The sequence below is a fragment of the Serratia sp. YC16 genome (genome assembly GCF_009707615.1).
Lineage (GTDB): Bacteria > Pseudomonadota > Gammaproteobacteria > Enterobacterales > Enterobacteriaceae > Serratia > Serratia surfactantfaciens.
The window spans coordinates 1-18,431 of the sequence record NZ_WLYN01000016.1; the positions used below are offsets into that span (position 1 = coordinate 1).

Here is an 18,431-nt window from a genome sequence, read left to right on the forward strand (position 1 = left end):
AAAAGCGCAGCTACGCTGCGCTGCTTTACCCAACTTCTCTCCGACAGGCAGCCAGAGAAAAGGCCCCGAAGGGCCTTTGATTAGGGTGTGTTTGCTTTTTTCACTTATTATTCGGTTAATGCGAGCTGCCCTGAGAGATGCCCAGCCCGGTTTGCGAACGGACAAACTGGGCCCGGAAGCGTTCCCTTTCTTGCTGTCCAGCCAGCGAGCCGTCGGTTATCGAGAACAGCCAGGTGCCGACAAAGGCCACGATCATCGAGAACAGTGCCGGATATTCATACGGATAAATCGGTTTTTCATGGCCGAGGATCTGCACCCAGATCGTCGGGCCGAGGATCATCAGAATCACCGCCGTCAGCAGGCCCAGCCAGCCGCCAATCATCGCGCCACGGGTAGTCAAACGCGACCAGTACATCGACAGGATGATGATAGGGAAGTTACAGCTGGCGGCGATGGAGAACGCCAATCCGACCATAAAGGCGATATTCTGCTTCTCGAACAAAATCCCTAGCGCAATGGCGACCAGCCCCAGCACCACGACGGTGATCTTGGAGACCTTCAGCTCATCGCGCTCGGTCGCCTTGCCGTTTTTCATCACGCTGGCGTAGAGATCGTGGGACACGGCCGAGGCGCCGGCCAGCGTCAGGCCCGCAACCACCGCCAGAATGGTGGCGAAGGCTACCGCCGAGATAAAGCCGAGGAAGAAGTTGCCGCCAACGGCATTGGCCAGGTGCACCGCCGCCATGTTGGTGCCGCCCAGCAGCGCGCCGGTGGCGTCTTTGAACGCCGGATTGGCGCTGACCAGCAAGATGGCGCCGAAGCCGATGATAAAGGTCAGGATATAGAAGTAACCGATAAAGCCGGTGGCGTAGAACACGCTCTTGCGCGCTTCCTTGGCGTCGCTGACGGTGAAGAAGCGCATCAGGATGTGCGGCAGGCCGGCGGTGCCGAACATCAGCGCCAAACCGAGCGACAGCGCGGAGATCGGATCGGAGACCAGGCCGCCGGGGCTCATGATGGCGATGCCTTTCGGGTGCACCTTCACCGCTTCGGCGAACAGGGTATTGAAGTCGAAGTTAACCGACTTCATCACCATCAGCGCCATAAAGCTGGCGCCTGCCAGCAGCAGCACCGCTTTGATGATCTGCACCCAGGTGGTGGCCAACATGCCGCCGAACAGCACATACAGCACCATCAGAATGCCGACCAGGATCACCGCCACGTGGTAGTTGAGCCCGAACAGCAACTGGATCAGTTTGCCGGCGCCGACCATCTGCGCGATCAGATACAGCGCCACCACCACCAACGAGCCGCAGGCCGACAGGGTGCGGATCGGTTTCTGCTGCAGGCGGTAAGAGGCGACGTCGGCAAAGGTATAGCGGCCGAGGTTGCGCAGGCGCTCCGCGATCAGAAACAGAATGATCGGCCAGCCGATGAGGAAGCCGATGGAGTAGATCAGGCCATCATAGCCCGAGGTGTAAACCAGAGCGGAGATGCCGAGGAACGAGGCGGCGGACATGAAGTCGCCGGCGATCGCCAGGCCGTTTTGCAGGCCGGTGATACGCCCGCCTGCGGTGTAGTAGTCCTGACGGGAACGGGTGCGTTTGGACGCCCAGTAGGTGATGTACAGGGTGGCGCCGACAAACAGGATAAACATCACGATCGCCTGGATGTTCAACGGCTGACGATGCACTTCGCCGCCGATGGCGTCGGCGCGGGCCAGGCCGGGCAACAGCAGTAGCGCGGCGGCGGAGAGGGCGGAACATAAGCGTTTCATTGTTTCACCTCGCGCAGAATTTCTGCGGTGAGGCGGTCAAACTCGCCGTTGGCGCGAAACACGTAGATTCCGGTCAAGACGAAAGAGATCACGATCAGCCCGACGCCGACCGGGATCCCGCGGGTGATGGTCGATCCGACGGCGATCGGCGTGCCGAGCCACTGAGGATCGAAGGCGATCAATAGAATAAAACCGACATACAGCGCCAGCGTAATCAGCGAAAGCAGCCAGGCGAACCGGCCGCGTTTTCTTACCAGCTCTTTAAAGCGCGGGTTTTCTTCAATCCCTTGATAAATGGTGTCATTCATCAGTGTGTCTCCAGTCGGTATTGAGAGAGTACGCCGCGCCAGGGCCGCTCAACGGCGCGTTATCCGAATGAGCGGCCTGAAGCGGCGTAAATTATGACGGCACTTTCATTGATTGTTTTTCTTCCAACAGCTTGTCGACTACGGCCGGATCCGCCAGCGTGGAGGTATCCCCCAGGTTGCTGGTGTCACCGGCGGCAATTTTGCGCAGGATACGCCGCATGATCTTGCCGGAACGCGTTTTGGGCAGCGAATCTGTCCAATGCAGCACGTCCGGCGTGGCGATCGGCCCTATCTCTTTGCGCACCCAGTTGCGCACTTCGGCATAGAGCTCCGGCGTTGGTTCTTCGCCGTGGTTCAGCGTGATATAGGCGTAGATCGCCTGGCCTTTGATGTTATGAGGAATGCCGACCACCGCCGCTTCGGCGATTTTCGGATGCGACACCAGCGCGGATTCGATCTCGGCGGTGCCCAGACGGTGGCCAGAGACATTCAGCACGTCGTCGACGCGGCCGGTGATCCAGTAATAACCGTCCTCGTCGCGGCGGGCGCCGTCGCCGCTGAAGTACATGCCTTTGAAGGTCGAGAAGTAGGTCTGCTCGAAGCGCTCATGATCACCGAACAGGGTGCGCGCCTGGCCCGGCCAGGAGTCGACGATCACCAGGTTGCCTTCGCAGGCGCCCTCCTGCGGTGTGCCGACGTTATCGACCAGCGCCGGCTGTACGCCGAAGAAAGGCCGCGTGGCGGAACCGGCCTTCAGCTCAGTGGCGCCCGGCAGCGGAGTAATCATGAAGCCGCCGGTTTCGGTTTGCCACCAGGTGTCGACGATCGGGCATTTCGCGTTGCCTATCTTGTTGTAGTACCACTCCCAGGCTTCCGGGTTGATCGGTTCGCCGACCGAGCCCATGATGCGCAACGAATCGCGCCGGGTGCCCTCGATCGCCTTGTCGCCTTCGGCCATCAGGGCGCGAATGGCGGTTGGCGCGGTATACAGAATGTTGACCTGATGCTTGTCGATCACCTGCGACAGGCGGTTGACGCCCGGGTAGTTAGGCACGCCTTCGAACATCAGGGTGATGGCGCCGCAGGCCAGCGGGCCATACAACAGATAGCTGTGACCGGTGACCCAACCCACGTCGGCGGTGCACCAGTAAACGTCGCCATCGTGATAGTCGAAGACATACTTGAAGGTCATCGCGGCGTACACCAGGTAGCCGCCGGTGGTGTGCAGCACGCCCTTCGGCTTGCCGGTCGAGCCGGAGGTGTACAGGATAAATAGCGGATCTTCGGCGCTCACTTCTTCTGGTGGGCAGTCGGCGGAAACGTCCTGAGTCAGCTCATGCCACCACAGATCTCGCCCTTCCTGCCAATACCCCGGTTTACCGGTGCGTTTGAACACCACCACGTTCGCCACGCTGACCACGCCGGGATTTTTCAGCGCGTCGTCGACGTTCTTTTTCAGCGGCACGGCGCGGCCGGCGCGCAGGCCTTCAGCGGCGGTTATCACCAGTTTGGCGTTGGAATCGATAATGCGTCCGGCGACCGCTTCCGGCGAGAAGCCGCCGAAGATCACCGAATGGACGGCGCCGATGCGCGCGCAGGCCAGCATGGCGACCGCCGCCTCCGGCACCATCGGCATATAGATAGCCACCACGTCCCCTTTTTTCACGCCGAGCTTTTTCAGCACGTTGGCGAACTGGCAGACATCATGATGCAACTGTTTGTAAGTCACTTTCTTGGATTGGGTCGGATCATCGCCTTCCCAGATGATGGCGGTTTGGTCGCTGCGCTCGGCCAGATGGCGGTCCAGACAGTTGGCCGACAGGTTCAACGTGCCGTCTTCAAACCAACGAATGCTGACGTGGCCCGGATCGAACGAAGTGTTTTTAACTTTGGTATAGGGTTTGATCCAGTCCAGGATTTGGCCATGCTCACCCCAGAAAGCCTCTGGGTCTTGAACCGACTGTTGATAATACTGTTGGTATTGTGCCGGATTAATCAGGGCGCGTTCTGCAATTGCAGAAGGAATAGCGTGTTTATGCAGTTGGCTCATAGCTTTTCTCCTTGAAGTTGTTAATGATATGTCAACTGAAGGTTAAGTATAGTTTGCTACGATTCTTTGTTTCTTTTTTGCGCGGCAGATCACGCAACAAAGATATTGATTTGTAATAGTTCTGTCGCATTTGCAGGGCGTATCTATCTCTTTGGCGTTTAAATCATCATAAACCCGCGTTTTTAGCCAAAAATACTTATCTAAAGAACAAAAAAGAATAAACAACGCCGAGACTATTTACCCCGTGATTAATAGCGTGGGGAAATATTGGCATTATTCCGCGCTATAAATCTTTTTGGATTATTTTTCGCTATTAATATTCGAAGTTGGTATTAACGCGATATAACGATAGACGGCACATCCTGAAATAACGTTTTATTAACCTTTAATTCCTGATGAAAGGTCGGGTGATACCCGAGGGTATTCACTCTGCGGTATCGCTCGATTTTTAAGCTAAATATAAAGTGGCGCTGCATTTATGAGGGAAAGTGTCACTCGGTAAATTCTCATTTAATTGACTTTTGAGTAACAAAATATAAACATTTGTCGTGGACTAAATATGCAGAATGGACGAAAAATAACGCATTTTAATGGCGTTCAAAAAAACGTCGTCGGCACGGTTATGTACTTCATTATATGAAAAATTATGTTTTTAATAACAAGCAATTATGCCATTTGAAATAGTAACGCGAAATTTTTGTGATTCGATTCAGCGCTCAACCCTGACAAATCAAGGCTTGCAGAGCATGCCGCCCGGATGATACAGATTTATACTGCGTCGCACCCAGGGCAGGTGAACGCTTCCACTGAATTAACATAAGCCTGTAATAAATGATTAAGTATTCTTTTCGCTGTGTTGCGACTTTGTACGGCGGAAAGAGTCTTTGAGGACTTTTTGGGTATGAAAAGTGTAAAAATTAGCCTGGCTTGGCAAATCCTGATCGCGTTGGTACTGGGTATTATTGTTGGCGCGGTATTGCACAACCAGACCGAATCTCGTGAGTGGCTGGTAAGCAATATTCTCAGCCCGGCGGGTGATATCTTTATTCGTTTGATCAAGATGATTGTGGTGCCGATCGTTATTTCCACGCTGATCGTCGGCATTGCCGGCGTGGGCGATGCGAAAAAGCTGGGCCGCATCGGATTGAAAACCATTATTTACTTCGAAGTGATCACCACCGTTGCCATCGTGGTGGGGCTGACGTTAGCCAACGTATTCCAACCCGGCCACGGCATCGATATGTCGACGCTGACCACGGTGGACATTTCGCAGTATGAGAAAACCACCGAACAGGTGCAAAGCGGTTCGCACAGCCTGGTGGCGACCATTCTGTCGTTGATCCCGTCGAACGTCTTCTCGTCGATGGCCAAGGGCGACATGCTGCCGATTATCTTCTTCTCGGTGCTGTTCGGTCTGGGTTTGTCGTCGTTGCCGAAAGAGACCAAAGAGCCGTTGCTGAAGGTGTTCAAGGCGGTGTCCGAGAGCATGTTCAAAGTCACCCACATGATCATGCGCTATGCGCCGATCGGGGTGTTTGGCCTGATTGCGGTCACGGTAGCCAACTTCGGTTTCGCTTCGCTGCTGCCGTTGGCCAAGCTGGTGGTGCTGGTGTACTTCGCCATCGCTTTCTTCGCCCTGGTGGTGCTGGGGGCGGTCGCCCGGCTGTGCAACCTGCGCATCTGGACGCTGATCCGCATCCTGAAAGACGAACTGATCCTGGCCTATTCCACCGCCAGCTCGGAAACGGTGCTGCCGCGCATCATCGAAAAGATGGAGGCTTACGGCGCGCCCAAGTCGATCACCAGCTTCGTGGTGCCGACCGGTTACTCCTTTAACCTGGACGGCTCGACGCTGTATCAGAGCATCGCCGCTATCTTTATCGCCCAGCTGTACGGCATCGAGCTGTCGCTGGGGCAGGAGATTGTGCTGGTGCTGACGCTGATGGTCACCTCGAAAGGGATCGCCGGCGTGCCGGGCGTTTCGTTCGTGGTGTTGCTCGCCACACTGGGCAGCGTCGGCATTCCGTTGGAAGGCCTGGCGTTCATCGCCGGCGTGGACCGTATCCTGGATATGGCACGCACCGCGCTGAACGTTGTGGGCAACGCGCTGGCGGTGCTGGTGATCGCCAAGTGGGAACACCAGTTCGATCGCAAGAAAGCGCTGGCTTACGAAACGGAGTTCCTGGCGCAAAAGGTGAAGCCGGCCAATCAGGCCTAACCACCGAGTATCGCCTACGTTAAAAACGCCCCGGGCCCCGCGCCTGGGGCGTTTTGCTTTTATGTCCTTTCAGCTTGCCACTTTCTTTTCTCTGCCCCCGCTACGTGACTTGCATCCCCGCTTAACAGAATCTAAAGTGTTACCAAATTATTGGAAATGATAATAGATGTTATTATCATTTTCATTTGATGATGTATGGAAACACGCAAAAGCGGTTGAACGGCGGAATGTCGTCCGTGCGGCGCTTTTATTCAGGCTTATCAAAGGTAGGTAACATGTCGGACACCGCTTTGGCCTCTGAATGGTTGCCGCTGGCGCCAGCGCAGCTTGATTTCTGGGAAGAATACACCTTGCACCCCGGGCAGACCTTATCCACCGTCGCGCATTGCACCGAACTGTGCGGCGCGGTAGAGGAAGAGGCGCTGTGTCGGGCGATCGCCGTCACGCTTGCCGAAACGCAGGCGTTTGCCCTGCGCTTTGGCGAACGGCGTGGCGACCATCCTCCGCCGTTACGGCACGATCCTCAGCGCATACCGTCATTGCAACGCATCGATCTGCAAGCGCATCGCGATCCCTGGCAGGCGGCGCAAAGCCTCATGCGCGAGGATATAGCGCAGCACCGGGCGCTGCACAGCGAAGCGTTAGCCGCAACCTGGCTGCTGAAGCTGGCACCGGAGCGCTACCTCTGGTACGTGCGCGCGCACCATATCTTGGTCGACGGTTTCGGCATGGCGCTTATCGAACACCGCTGCGCCGCGTTATATGCGCACTACCTCGGCCAGGGCAACGCAGGCATCCCTCTGGGCGCCTTTGGCCCCTTTCAACAGGCCGAGCTGGCCTATGCCGACTCCGAGCGCTGTGAGCGCGATCGGCGCTTTTGGCAAGCCTACCTGTCGTCGTCGCAGGCGCTGCCGACGGTGCGCAAGGGCGGCGCGGCGTACGGCGTGCGGCGTTTGAGCGCCAACCACCGGCTGCCGGCGGCGGTGTCGCAACGTTTAACGCAGCTGGCGGAGCGCAGCGGCATCAATTGGCCCGACTTGCTGGTGGCGCTGTCGGCGGTCTGGCTGTTTCAAGTGATGCCGCAGCACACCCGGCAGGGCGATACGCTGCCGATGTGGATGCCGGCGATGAATCGCCGCGGGCAGGCCGCCACCAATGTGCCTTCGCTGGCGGTCAATACCCTGCCGCTGCTGGTGTCACCGTCGCAAGCGGAGACGCTGGGGGGCTTTCTGACCGCTCTGACGCAGCAGCTGCGCGAGCTACGCGGCCACGCCGGCTATCGTCTGCGGCAACTGGCCGTCGATCGCGGAGTGGCTCCGGACTCGCGTTTCTTTATTTCCCCTTTCATTAATGTGCAGCCCTTCGATGCGCCCCGTTTCACCGGCTGCAGCGGTGCCCGGCGCGTGCTGGCCGGCGGTTCGGGTGACGGTTTCAACCTGACTTATCGTGGCCGCACCGACGCCCGCGATCTGCAGGTGGATATCGATATCTATCTGGAGCAGTTCCCGACGGAGGATGCGCTGAACTATGGCGAGGCACTGCAAGAATTCCTGTTGCGTGCGCTGCAACGGGATGCGTGGGAACAGCCGCTGGCGGGTCTGACGGCGCTACCCGCCTGATAAAATACGGGCGGGGGATGTCCCCGCCCGAGTGGCATGGCTTCAGTTGGCCAGTAACGCCGCCACTTCACGCGCGTTCTTGCACGGCAGGAGCGAACTGCTCACCAACCGGGTGCCGAAGGCGTCATTGAGGCGCTCCGCCACCTGTTTGATATGCGGCAGTTTCAGCCCCATGGCGATAAACGCCGTCTCTTCTCCCCATTCCGGGCGCGGCGTCACGCCGATCGCCTGCCAGTAAATGGTCAGGATCTCTGCGCTGCGCGCCAAAGGCGCGTGCGGCGGCGGTGCCGCACAGGCGTTCAACGCCGGCGCGGTTTGCTGGTGGCTCAGGTCGGCGCGGATGCGATGGCGGTCGGTTTTACCGTTGGCAGACAACGGCAGCGCCTCGGCATGGATAAAGCGCGTGGGAATATGGGTACAGGGCAGATAGCCGGTGGCGAAGGCACGGATCTCGGACAGCGGCAGCGGTTTGCCGTCGCGAGTCAGATACAGGGCGCCGAGCGCCGCCTCGTTGTTCTCTCCGCTGGGATAATCCACCACCACCATATCCTGAATCGCCGGATGACGGCGCAGCACGTCTTCGATTTCCGGCAGTGAGACGCGTACGCCGCGGATCTTCACATAGCCGTTCACTCGGGTCGCGAACATGATGTTGCCGTCCGCGCGATAGTAACCCTGATCGCCAGTGCGGAAAGCGCGTAGCGGCTGCCCATCCGGCCCTTCGAGGGTGATGAAATCATGCTGCTTCAGCTCCCCCTGTTCCAGATAGCCCAACGCCAGGTTGACCCCGGCGGTATGGATGCGGCCGACCACGCCGGCCGGGCAGTGGCTGCCGTCGTCATGACAGATGAAATAACGGTTGGCCGGCAGCGTGCGGCCGTAAGGCACGGTGCCGCTCTCCTGCGGGGCGATCGGGTGCCAGATGCTCCAGATGGTGGTTTCGGTCGGCCCGCCGAGCGAGAACAGCGCGAGATCCGGGCGCAGGGTGCGCAGGGTTTGCACCGTCGCCGGCTTGATGTAGTCGCCGCCTTGCGCCACCAGACGCAGCGAACGCAGGCTGTCGGCCGTCTTGCAGGTGAGCAGCATCTCCAGAATGGCAGGCACCGAACACCACAGGGTGACCCGATGTTTTTCCACCAGCTGATTCCAGCTGATGGCGTCTTTTTCCTGATGCGGCGCCGGCAGCACCAGCGTAGCACCGGCGCACAGCGAACCGAACAGATCGAACATCGACATGTCATGGTGCGGCGGCGTGACGGAAATGAACACGTCGTCGGCGGTGACCGCCCAGCGCTGCTGGGTCTGGTGGACGACGTTGGCGGTGGCGCGGTTGTTGAGCACCACGCATTTAGGCTTGCCGGTGGTGCCGGAGGTGTACAGGTAGTAGCTCGCGGTCAGGCTGGCGCTGCGTTCCGCCAGCGTCTGTTCATCCGCCAGCGCAGGCGCGCGATCCGTCGGCGCCAGCAGGATCGCCGGCGTGACGCCGATCGGCGTCTCCAGATCGCCGCCGTGCACCACCAGCGTTGGCCGGCAGTTCTCCAGCAGGTAGGCGGTACGTTCCGGCGGCGAGTTGATATCGATAGGCACCCAGATCACGCCCTGCAGGGCGCAGGCGAGGCTGAAGATGACCTGTTCCGGGCTGCGCGGTAGATACAGCGCCACCACATTGCCCGGCTGCACGCCGCGGCTCTGCAGGTTGGCGATCGCCGTGGCGATCCGCTGGCCCAGCTCATTATAGGTCAGCGTCTGCTCGCCGCAGATCAGCGCGTTGCCGCCGTTCTGCGCGCCAAACAGCCGCTCGGCCAGCTGCGCCAGATAAGGATAAGGCGCGTAATTCGCTTCGCTGTCGTTGTGGCGGTAATGCGCCAGATCGATGAAGTCTCGCGGCGCGATTGTCAGGTCGGCGCGTTGGCAACTGTGCAGGATGCGCTGCTGCAAGGCCGCCAGCATGGCCTCGACTTGCTCGCCGTGCAGCGCCTGTTCGGCGTAGTCCACGCACAGCTGCAGGTTCTTTTCACTGTCCAGCGTCAGGCGAATGTCGATGGCGACCTGCGGCGTTTGGGTCAGGCCGTCGTGGAAGCGCACTGGCGCCTCGGCCGGCAGCGTTTCCCAGCCCAGACAGTTGGTCAGGATCACCGGCAGCGCCGGGCCGCCCTGGCTTTGGCCGAGCAACTGTCGCGCCAGATCGACGCCGGAAAATGTCAGGTGGTCGAGCGCGCCAAGCACGTCGTCCTGCAAGGCTTGCGCACGCTGGATAAAGTCTTCGCCGTAGCGGGAATAACGCACCGCCACGAAGCTGGAGGCGTTGCCCAGCGCGCCGTCGGCGGCGGGGAACGCCACCGGTACGCCGACGCACAGCTCGCCGTCGGTGGTCCAGTGGGCCAGCGTATCGAGGATCAGCGCCGACAGCAGGCTGTTGCGCAGCAGCGCATGCGGCGATCCCAGGCGGCCGAGCCGTTTTAGCGTGTCGTGCGGCAGCGTCAGGGTGGCGCGGCGATAGCGTGATGAGGTGAGATTGGCGAGCGGGGCGCGCCACGGCAATGCCGACGGGGTGGTGACATCCTGCAGCTTGTCGCGCCAGTAGGCCGCATCGGCCTGACGCTGCGCCGCCGGGGCGGCCGGGGGCGGCAGCGCGGCGGCGGTCGGCGCCAGAGGGCGATCGTCGAACAGGCGCGCGATCACGCTGGAGATCCCCTGGCCGTCGAGGATCAAGGCATCGAAGCTGGTGAAGATCAGCGTATCGTACGGCGATCCCGTCGGATCCTGCTGTTCGGCAAGCTGGATCACGGCGATGCGCCACAGCGGCTGGCTCGGATCGTGGCGCTGGTGGGAGTAGTGCTCGCGCAGCTGTTCGAGCTGGCGCTGCGCTGCTGCGCCGTCAAGAGAGCGCAAGTCGTGGCGATCCAGGTGCAGCGCAACCTCCGGGCGCACGTGCTGCGTGCCGCGCTGCACATCGATGCAGGTGCGAAGCGCCGGGTAGTGCTGTACCAGCTCGGTCAGACGCGCTTCAAGGCGCGGCACATCCAGCTGCCGGGCGCGGTATTCGCGAAAGTCGTGCATCGCCACGCCGCCGAGCGGCCATCGATCGCTGCGGCCAAGAAGATAGGCCTGCTGCAGTGCGGTTAATGCTGTCTCCATGATACTTCCCTATAGTCGCTAACCGATTAAAACGAGTCGGGCGCCACGCGCCCGGAAACCGATCTCAGTGCTGCGGCGCCAGGGCGGCGAGCAGCGTTTTTGCATTTCGCCCCGCCTCGGGCGAACGTTGGCAAATCAGCGCCGCCAGCGCCGCCGGGGAGGGATGGGCCGCCAGATCCTGCGCCGTCAGCGCCGCCGTCAGATACTTGTTGAGCACCGTCAACAGCGCATTCACCCCGGCATCCGGCAAGGCCAACCGGTGGATATCGTCGTGGTCGCGTAAGTCGGCCTCGAGGGCCACCCGCGCCAACAGCCGATGCAGCACCTGGCGCACCGGTGCCTGCTGCGCCAGCGCGTCGGGCGTACATTGCGCCAGCAGCTGCGACAGCGGGCGATCGAATGCCCCCGCTTGCCGCGCAGCCAGGTGCAGCAGCGCCCGGTAACAGGCCAGCAGGCGCGGCAGCACGTGCTCGGGAAACGCGTCCAGCCGCACGTCCCAGTTGATCAAAATGCCGTCGTCGACGTGGGCGACCTGCGCATCCAGCGCCACCTGCGGCCCCTGAGAGATCACCCAGCCGAGACGGCCGAAGGTGTCGGCGACCCGTTCGGAAAACAGCGTCTTGCCGCGGATGCCGAAGCCGGCGGTAAACACCACCGGCGAAGGCTGCAGGCTGCCGTGCAGGCGCGACAGATCGCGCATCACACTGACGCCGGGGTAATCCGCATGCTCGATCAGCTCCGCCAGCTGCGTCATCAGGCGTTGGCAGAAGGCGTTCAGGTTTTCCGTCGGGTTCAGTTCCACGCCGAGCAGCACCAGGTTAGAGAAGTCGCCGATCAGGCGCTGCGCGTCCTCCCGCTCGCTCTCGCGGTGGAACAGCGGCACGTTGAGCCGAAAGCGCGTCATGTTCCAACCCTGGCCGACGGCCAGGGCGAACAATGCGAGAAACAGCGTCGAGAGGGAGGTGTGGTGCCGTTTGGCGACGTTCTCCAGCGCGCGGCTCTCTTCTGCATTCAGCTGTACGGCCAGGCGATCGCTGCGGCAGCGGTCCGGCGTGCGCAGCAGGCGCGGCGCCGGCGGCACCTGCGCCAGGCGTTCACGCCACCAACGTTGGCCGCGTTCGCGCCGCTGGCGCAGCGCGTCGTCGGCGTCGCGTTGCGCGAGGTGATCGAAATAGGCCGGCGGCGCGTCATGGGCAGGGGGCGGCGGGCATTGGTGATAAAACGCCGTCAGATCTTCCATCAACAGGCGAAAGCTCATGGCATCGCCGGCGATCATGTCGAGATCGACATGCAGGCGGCTGCGCCCCGCCGGCAACAGGCTCAGGCTGATATCGCAGGGAACGCCTTGCTCCAGCGGCAGCAATTGAGTGCTTTTCGCCTGGCGTTTGGCGGCGAGCGCGGCCGCCAGCGTCGTTTCATCGGCGTGTCGCCAGTCGTCGAGATGCAAGGTATGTCGGGGGCCGGGAGGCGCGATCGTCTGCCGGCCATCGTCGGTAATGCGCAGGCGCAACAGCGGATGACGCAGGTACAACGCCTCGACGGCCTGGCGTAGCCGAGCGATATCCAGCTCGCCGCCGTCGAACTCCGCATACAGATGGGCGGCCATGCCGCCCAGAGGAGGAGCGGACTGTCGGCCAACCCAATAGGCGGCCTGCATCGTGGTTAAAGCTTTCATCGGGTATCCATTTTGATTCAGCCAACGAGACTGCAAGAATATATCCAAATGTTAATAGGAATGAAAATTATTATTATTTAATCCGTTTGACGCGAGGGTGCTATCTATAAGGGGTTTTAGCTGTAACGGGCAGGCATGGGGTTGGATATGAATAATTTATTCATATTATTCTTAGCATTGTAATTATTGTCTGTTATTGCAGCGCTTGTTTTACCTGCGAAAGTATAAGGTTTTCTGGCGGTTATCGTGGCCGCTCTCACACCTTTATTGATAATGATTTGCATTAGAAAATGCAAAATATTATCATTCTTAACATTATTTTACGTTTTTATACAAGCCGTCGGCCACTCCGCCGGCGGCTTGGCCGTGGACGGGCTGCGCCCGTTCGGCCGCGCAAGGCATAGGTTTGCCGCAGGGATAAGCAACAGAAAGGTCGGGAAGGCCGCAGCGTCATGGTCTGTGTGAGTGTCGATGTAGGTTGTGTAAAAAAAATCAAATTTTGTGCACCTCTGGGATGAAAGGAGAAGACATCTATGGGCAAGCATTTTGCGGCTCAACGGCATGAAAGCGTAGGAAACGGGGAAAAGGCGGGGTTAAGAGCCATTGGGGCATTTTCCTCCGTATTTTTAGGCGTGTGTTCACTGGCGATCGGTAACGTCAACGCGGCGGAAACTAAGAGCAACGAAACCTACCAGGACGCGGAAACGCTGCTGGTCACCGGTGAGAAGATCAAACGTTCCATTTTCGACACCGGCTCCAGCGTGCAGGTGTTCGACAGCAACCGCATTGCCTCGATGCCCGACGCGGTGCAGATCCCCGATCTGCTGCGCATGACCCCCAACGTGGTGGATCTGGGCATCGGCAACGAACTGCCGACCGTGCGCGGTATCGACGGTTCCGGCCCGAACGTCGGCGCCAATGCTTTCCTCAGCGGCACCCGCCCGCGCCTCAATCTGTCGTTGGACGGCCGTTCGCTGACCTATAACGAACAGGCGTTCGGCCCGCAGTCGCTGTGGGATCTGGATCGCGTCGAAGTGTTCCTCGGCCCGCAAAGCTACATCCAGGGGCGCAACGCCATCGCCGGCGCCATCGTCATGGCCAGTAAAGACCCGACCTTCGAATGGGAAAGCGCCTTCAAGGGCGGGGCAGGCAACCAGCACTCGTCACAGTTGGCCGCCATGGCGTCCGGCCCGCTGGTGGAGGATCAGCTGGCGTTCCGCGTCAGCGTCGATCGCCAGCGCCGCCGCAGCGAGGCTGACCTGCCGGCCTATGCGCCAGTGGGTGATCCGCGTGAAGTGGAAGCCACCACCGCCCGCGCCAAGCTGCTGTTCAACCCGGCCGGCCTGCGCGATCTGACCACCAAGCTGACCTTTAACCACTTCGGCAGCACCGCGCCGCAAAACGAAAGCCTCAACCCGCAGCCGCATCCGACCAATCCGCGTCACGATCCGCGCCGCGCCGTGTTCAAAAGCAACATGAACAGCACTATCTGGGATCTGGCCTGGGAGTCCTCCGATGCGCTGACGTTTGAAAACCGCGTTATCTACACCGATTTCAACATCAACCGTCCGACCGCTTACAACATCCAATACGCCGAGATCGACGGCCAGGAAGTTCACGTGGAGCCGGTGGTGCGCTTCGGCGGCGCGGACAGCCGCCTGCACGGGCTGGCGGGGTTGCGTTATTTCCACGGCACGCAGGATGAGTTCGTCAACATTTTCGGCGGCTCGACCTTCAAGGATAAAACCGATACCCATTCGGCGTTCGCCGAGTTGACCTATGCGCTGACGCCGCAGGTGGACGTGACCGCCGCCAGCCGTCTGGAACGCGAACACCGTCGCCGCGACGGCGGCAGTCAGGCGGTGCGCATCGACTTCGATGAAACCTACACCGTGTTCCTGCCGAAACTGGACGTGGCCTGGAAACCGACGGATACCCAAACCTACGGCGCCAAGATCGCCCGCGGTTATAACGCCGGCGGCGGCGGCATCACGATCGGCACGCCGGTGGTCAGTTACACCTACGGTTCCGAGTATGTCTGGAACTACGAGCTGTACACCCGCCATCACCTGAAAGACGCCAACGTGGTGCTGACGGGTAACATCTTCTACAACGATTACAAAGATATGCAGCTGCCGTACTCGCTGGGTGAGAACTCCAGCGTGATCCGCAACGCCGACAAGGTGGAAACCTACGGGGCGGAAATCGGCGCCACCTGGCAGCCGCGCTGGGACTTCGAGCTGTTCGGCAACCTCGGCCTGCTGAAAACCGACATCAAAAAGTTCTCGGGCAGCGGCGTGGAAGGGCATGAACTGGCGCGCGCGCCGGCTTATACCGCCAACATGGGTGCCAAGTATCAGTTCCTGAAAGGGTGGGAGCTGAGCAGCAACGTGGCGTTCACCGACTCCTACTATTCGCAATACGACAACGACTCGCGCGGGCGCATCGGCTCCTATTGGACGGCCAACGCCCAGCTGGCTTACACCTTCGACTACGGCCGCGCCACGCTGTATGCGAAGAACCTGTTTGACTCCGACCGCCGCGAGATGATCCGAAGCAATGACATCTACACGGCGACGCTCCAGCGCGGCCGCCTGATCGGCGCGGCGGTTGAGCTGAATTTCTAACGCTATCGCAATGACGGGGGACGAATGTCCCCCGTTTTGTGCGCTATCCCGGCATGGCCGGGCAAAGGAGATAACGCAGTGATCGGTGATTTTGACAGCATTCTGAGCGATGAAGAGGCCCAGCGGCTGGAGAGCGCGTTTCAGGCGCTGGGCGCGGAATCGGCGAACGGCGAGCGGCCGGTGAGCGAAGCCGAAGAGCGGGCATGGTTTGCCCATCTGCAGCAGGGTGACGCACGCGGGCAGCGGGCGTTGGCCTGGCGCCTGACGGGGGAAGTGGATATCGCCCGGCTGACGGCGGCACTGCAGGCGCTGGTGCGGGAGACGCCGGGCGTGGACGTGCGCTACGTTTTTGATGACGAAAACGGGCTGGTTAAACGCGCCGCCGGTTCGGCGCCGTTGCCGGTGAGCCTTCGTCAGGTGGCGGACGAACAGCACGCCATTGGCTGCCTGCTGCAGGCGCAGGCGGCACCGTTTGAACTGGAAGGCGAAGCGCCGCTGCGCGGCTTGCTGTTGCTCACGCCGGACGGCGAGGTGATTTTGGGCGCAGTATTGCATGACATCCTGGCGGAAGCGCTGCCGTGGCGCCATCTGCCGCCGATGCTGTCCGCCCGTTATAACGGGGACCCAGTGCCTCTGCCTTTCGCCGCTGAGCCGGTCGAGCTGCCGGAAAGCCCGGAGCCGCAGCTGCCTTGGCTGCGCCAGGCGGTCTCGCTACAGGATTACCGCAGCCCGGCGCAGCGTGCTGAAGCCTTGCCGCCGGTGGGTTCGCGCGTGGTCACTCGCATTGCGCGCACGTTGCTGCCCGCCAACAATACGCCGCGAGCATTGCTGGCGGCGGTGGCGGCACGGTTTGCCGAGTTCGTCGCCGCACAGGCCGGCGGCCAAACGGTGCAGCTGTGCGTGCCGGTAGCCGAAACGGCGGAATTCGTCGGTCTGGAACTGGGCCTGACGGCGGCGCCGCTGATGCGTCTGACCGTGCAGCATGGCGAGCACGACGTCGGGCAGCGGCTGCTGGCGCAGACCGTGGCTGAACAGCCGGACCCGCAGCGGGCACAGCTGCTGGTGGCCTGGCGCGACGATCTGGCTGCAGAGTGGCGGCTGGAAGGCGTTCACGCCGAGCGCCTGCTGCTGCCGCCGCTGCATACGCCGTTTGAACTGGCGCTGCTGCTGGGCTTGCCGGAAGCGGAGGTGCTGACGCTGGAGCTGGTTACCGATCCGCGTTTGTCCCCACATGCCGCGCCTTTCCTGCTGGAACAGTTCAGCGCCTTCCTGGCCGGGCAGCAAATTGCCGTCGCATTGCCGGCGGCTGAGGCCGCCTCCCCGGCGATTACCGCGCCGGCGGCGAACGGCGACGCGGACGAAAGCGTTGCGCCGCTGATTTTGCAGGAGTTCCGTGAGGCGCTGGTGGCGCCGGAAATGACCCTGGATGAAGACTTCTTCGATCGCGGCGGTCATTCGCTGGTCGCCACCCGGGTGATCGGCCGCTTGCTGAGCCTGCATCAGATCGAAATCAACATTAACGACCTGTTCAGCCATCCGACGGCGCGTGGGCTGGCGGGGTATGCCAAACGCCTGAACGTCGCGCAGCCGAATGCCGCGGTGGTGACCGCCGACGATCATGATCGGGCGCAGGCGCCGCTGTCGTTGGCGCAGGAATCGCTGTGGAAGGTGTATGAAGCCTTTGGCCATGACGAGATCTTCAACCTGCCGTTCTCTTTGCGTTTCTTCGATGCAGTGGATGAAACGGCGCTGCGTCAGGCGTTTATCGACGTCATGACTCGCCATACCGTGCTGCGTTCACGCTTTGTTGAGCAGCAGGGCGAGGTGGCGCAGGTGGTGGTGCCGGCTGCCGAACTCGCGGACTACTCGTGGTTCCGCTTCTCTCACGAGACGCCGGCGGGCAACGCCGCCGCCCTGTTGGCCGATGCCGGCCAGCACCGGTTCGATCTGGCCGCCGAGCTGCCGCTGCGCGTCACGATGCTGCGCGATGCGGACAATGGCCAGCAGTTGCTGTCGCTGCTGTTCCACCATGTGGTGCTGGATGAATGGTCGCTCAACCTGATGATGGACGAGCTGGGCGTCGCTTACCGCCATCGCGTCGCTGGCCAGGCGCCGCAGTGGCGCGGGCAGCCGCCGCAGTTCCACACCTTCGCCCGGCAGCAGCGAGCCTCCGGGGTGCAGCAGCAGCATCTGGACTACTGGCTCGACGCGCTGCGCGGCGCGCCGGTCGGCCAGCCGATCTTCCGGCAAGAACCCTCTACCCATCCGGCGGTGCCGGCGCCGGCGGACGTCAACGGCGGCTGGCTGGAGTTCGAGGTCGATCCGGCCGTGGCGGAGGGCCTGTATCAGCTCGCTCGCCGCAACAACGCTTCGCTGTTCAACGTGGTGTATGCCGGTATTACCTCGGCGCTGCGCCTGCTCGGCGGCCCGGCGGATCTGCTGGTGGGCACCTCGACCTCCGGCCGTAACGACGCCGAGTTCTTCGATACCGTCGGCTACTTCACCACCGTGGTGGTGCACCGCGTGCGCTTCGACGAAGGGCTGACGGTGGCCGGCTTGGTCAGCCAGGTGAAAAACACCATCAACGGCTCGCTGCCGTACACCGATATTCCGATCGATCTGGTGGAGGAAGGGCTGTTCGGCGTGGACGCCGACCGCAAGAACCATATGTTCGAAGTGTTTATCCAGATCCACAGCCGCATCAAGCTGAACGGCGAGTTCCGGCTGCAGGACGGCAGTGCGATCGCCTACCGGCAGGTGGAGCCGGAGAAAGCAGAATCGCTGCTCGGCCTGCAGTTTGAGGTGATGGAAGACGATCTGGCCGGGAAGAAATCCCTGCGGGTGATGATGACCTACCGTCAGGATCACTACAGCAAGGAACAGGCTGATTTGATCGCCGATGGCGTTCAGCACGTCTTTACCCAGTTTGCGCAGCACATCGCTGGCGATATCGCTCTGGCGGCGCTGCCGCCCGGGCCGCAGGCATGACGTTGTTTCACTCTAACCGAAAGCATGATTT

General features: G+C 61.1%; 9 protein-coding genes. 4 read left to right on the plus strand and 5 right to left on the minus strand.

Features of this window, described 5'->3' with window-relative positions:
* Positions 1-115: 115 nt before the first annotated feature.
* From actP to acs, 3 genes are all read right to left on the minus strand, one after another.
* Positions 116-1,777: a cation/acetate symporter ActP gene (actP, locus tag GKN89_RS23110; RefSeq protein WP_063919657.1), complete on the minus strand. Its 1,662-nt coding sequence runs from the start codon at positions 1,775-1,777 to the stop codon at positions 116-118.
* On the minus strand, positions 1,774-2,085 hold the full coding sequence (locus tag GKN89_RS23115) for a DUF485 domain-containing protein (protein WP_019453431.1): 312 nt from the start codon (positions 2,083-2,085) through the stop codon (positions 1,774-1,776). Before GKN89_RS23115 ends, actP begins: the two co-directional genes overlap by 4 nt.
* A 91-nt stretch (positions 2,086-2,176) precedes the next feature.
* Positions 2,177-4,135, minus strand: a complete 1,959-nt coding sequence (gene acs / locus GKN89_RS23120; RefSeq protein ID WP_154747846.1) for an acetate--CoA ligase — start codon at positions 4,133-4,135, stop codon at positions 2,177-2,179.
* 901 nt (positions 4,136-5,036) lie between these two features.
* Here acs and gltP point away from each other — a divergent pair.
* Positions 5,037-6,353, plus strand: a complete 1,317-nt coding sequence (gene gltP / locus GKN89_RS23125) for a glutamate/aspartate:proton symporter GltP (RefSeq protein ID WP_015376334.1) — start codon at positions 5,037-5,039, stop codon at positions 6,351-6,353.
* A gap of 275 nt (positions 6,354-6,628) precedes the next feature.
* On the plus strand, positions 6,629-7,972 hold the full coding sequence (locus GKN89_RS23130; RefSeq protein WP_154747847.1) for a condensation domain-containing protein: 1,344 nt from the start codon (positions 6,629-6,631) through the stop codon (positions 7,970-7,972).
* Positions 7,973-8,014: 42 nt separating this feature from the next.
* Here GKN89_RS23130 and GKN89_RS23135 read toward each other — a convergent pair whose 3' ends face one another.
* Both GKN89_RS23135 and GKN89_RS23140 read right to left on the minus strand, forming a co-directional pair.
* Positions 8,015-11,110 carry an amino acid adenylation domain-containing protein gene (locus GKN89_RS23135; RefSeq protein WP_154747848.1) on the minus strand — a complete coding sequence of 1,032 codons (3,096 nt, stop codon included), beginning with the start codon at positions 11,108-11,110 and terminating at the stop codon, positions 8,015-8,017.
* A gap of 64 nt (positions 11,111-11,174) precedes the next feature.
* Positions 11,175-12,785 carry a condensation domain-containing protein gene (locus GKN89_RS23140; protein ID WP_154747849.1) on the minus strand — a complete coding sequence of 537 codons (1,611 nt, stop codon included), beginning with the start codon at positions 12,783-12,785 and terminating at the stop codon, positions 11,175-11,177.
* 533 nt (positions 12,786-13,318) lie between these two features.
* On the opposite strand from GKN89_RS23140, the gene GKN89_RS23145 reads away from it, so the two are divergent.
* Together GKN89_RS23145 and GKN89_RS23150 are read left to right on the plus strand one after the other, a co-directional pair.
* The gene (locus GKN89_RS23145; protein ID WP_063919661.1) at positions 13,319-15,412 is read left to right on the plus strand and encodes a TonB-dependent receptor; all 2,094 of its coding nucleotides are present in this window, start codon (positions 13,319-13,321) and stop codon (positions 15,410-15,412) included.
* Positions 15,413-15,490: 78 nt separating this feature from the next.
* Positions 15,491-18,400: a condensation domain-containing protein gene (locus GKN89_RS23150; protein WP_370520291.1), complete on the plus strand. Its 2,910-nt coding sequence runs from the start codon at positions 15,491-15,493 to the stop codon at positions 18,398-18,400.
* The last annotated feature ends 31 nt before the right edge of the window (positions 18,401-18,431 follow it).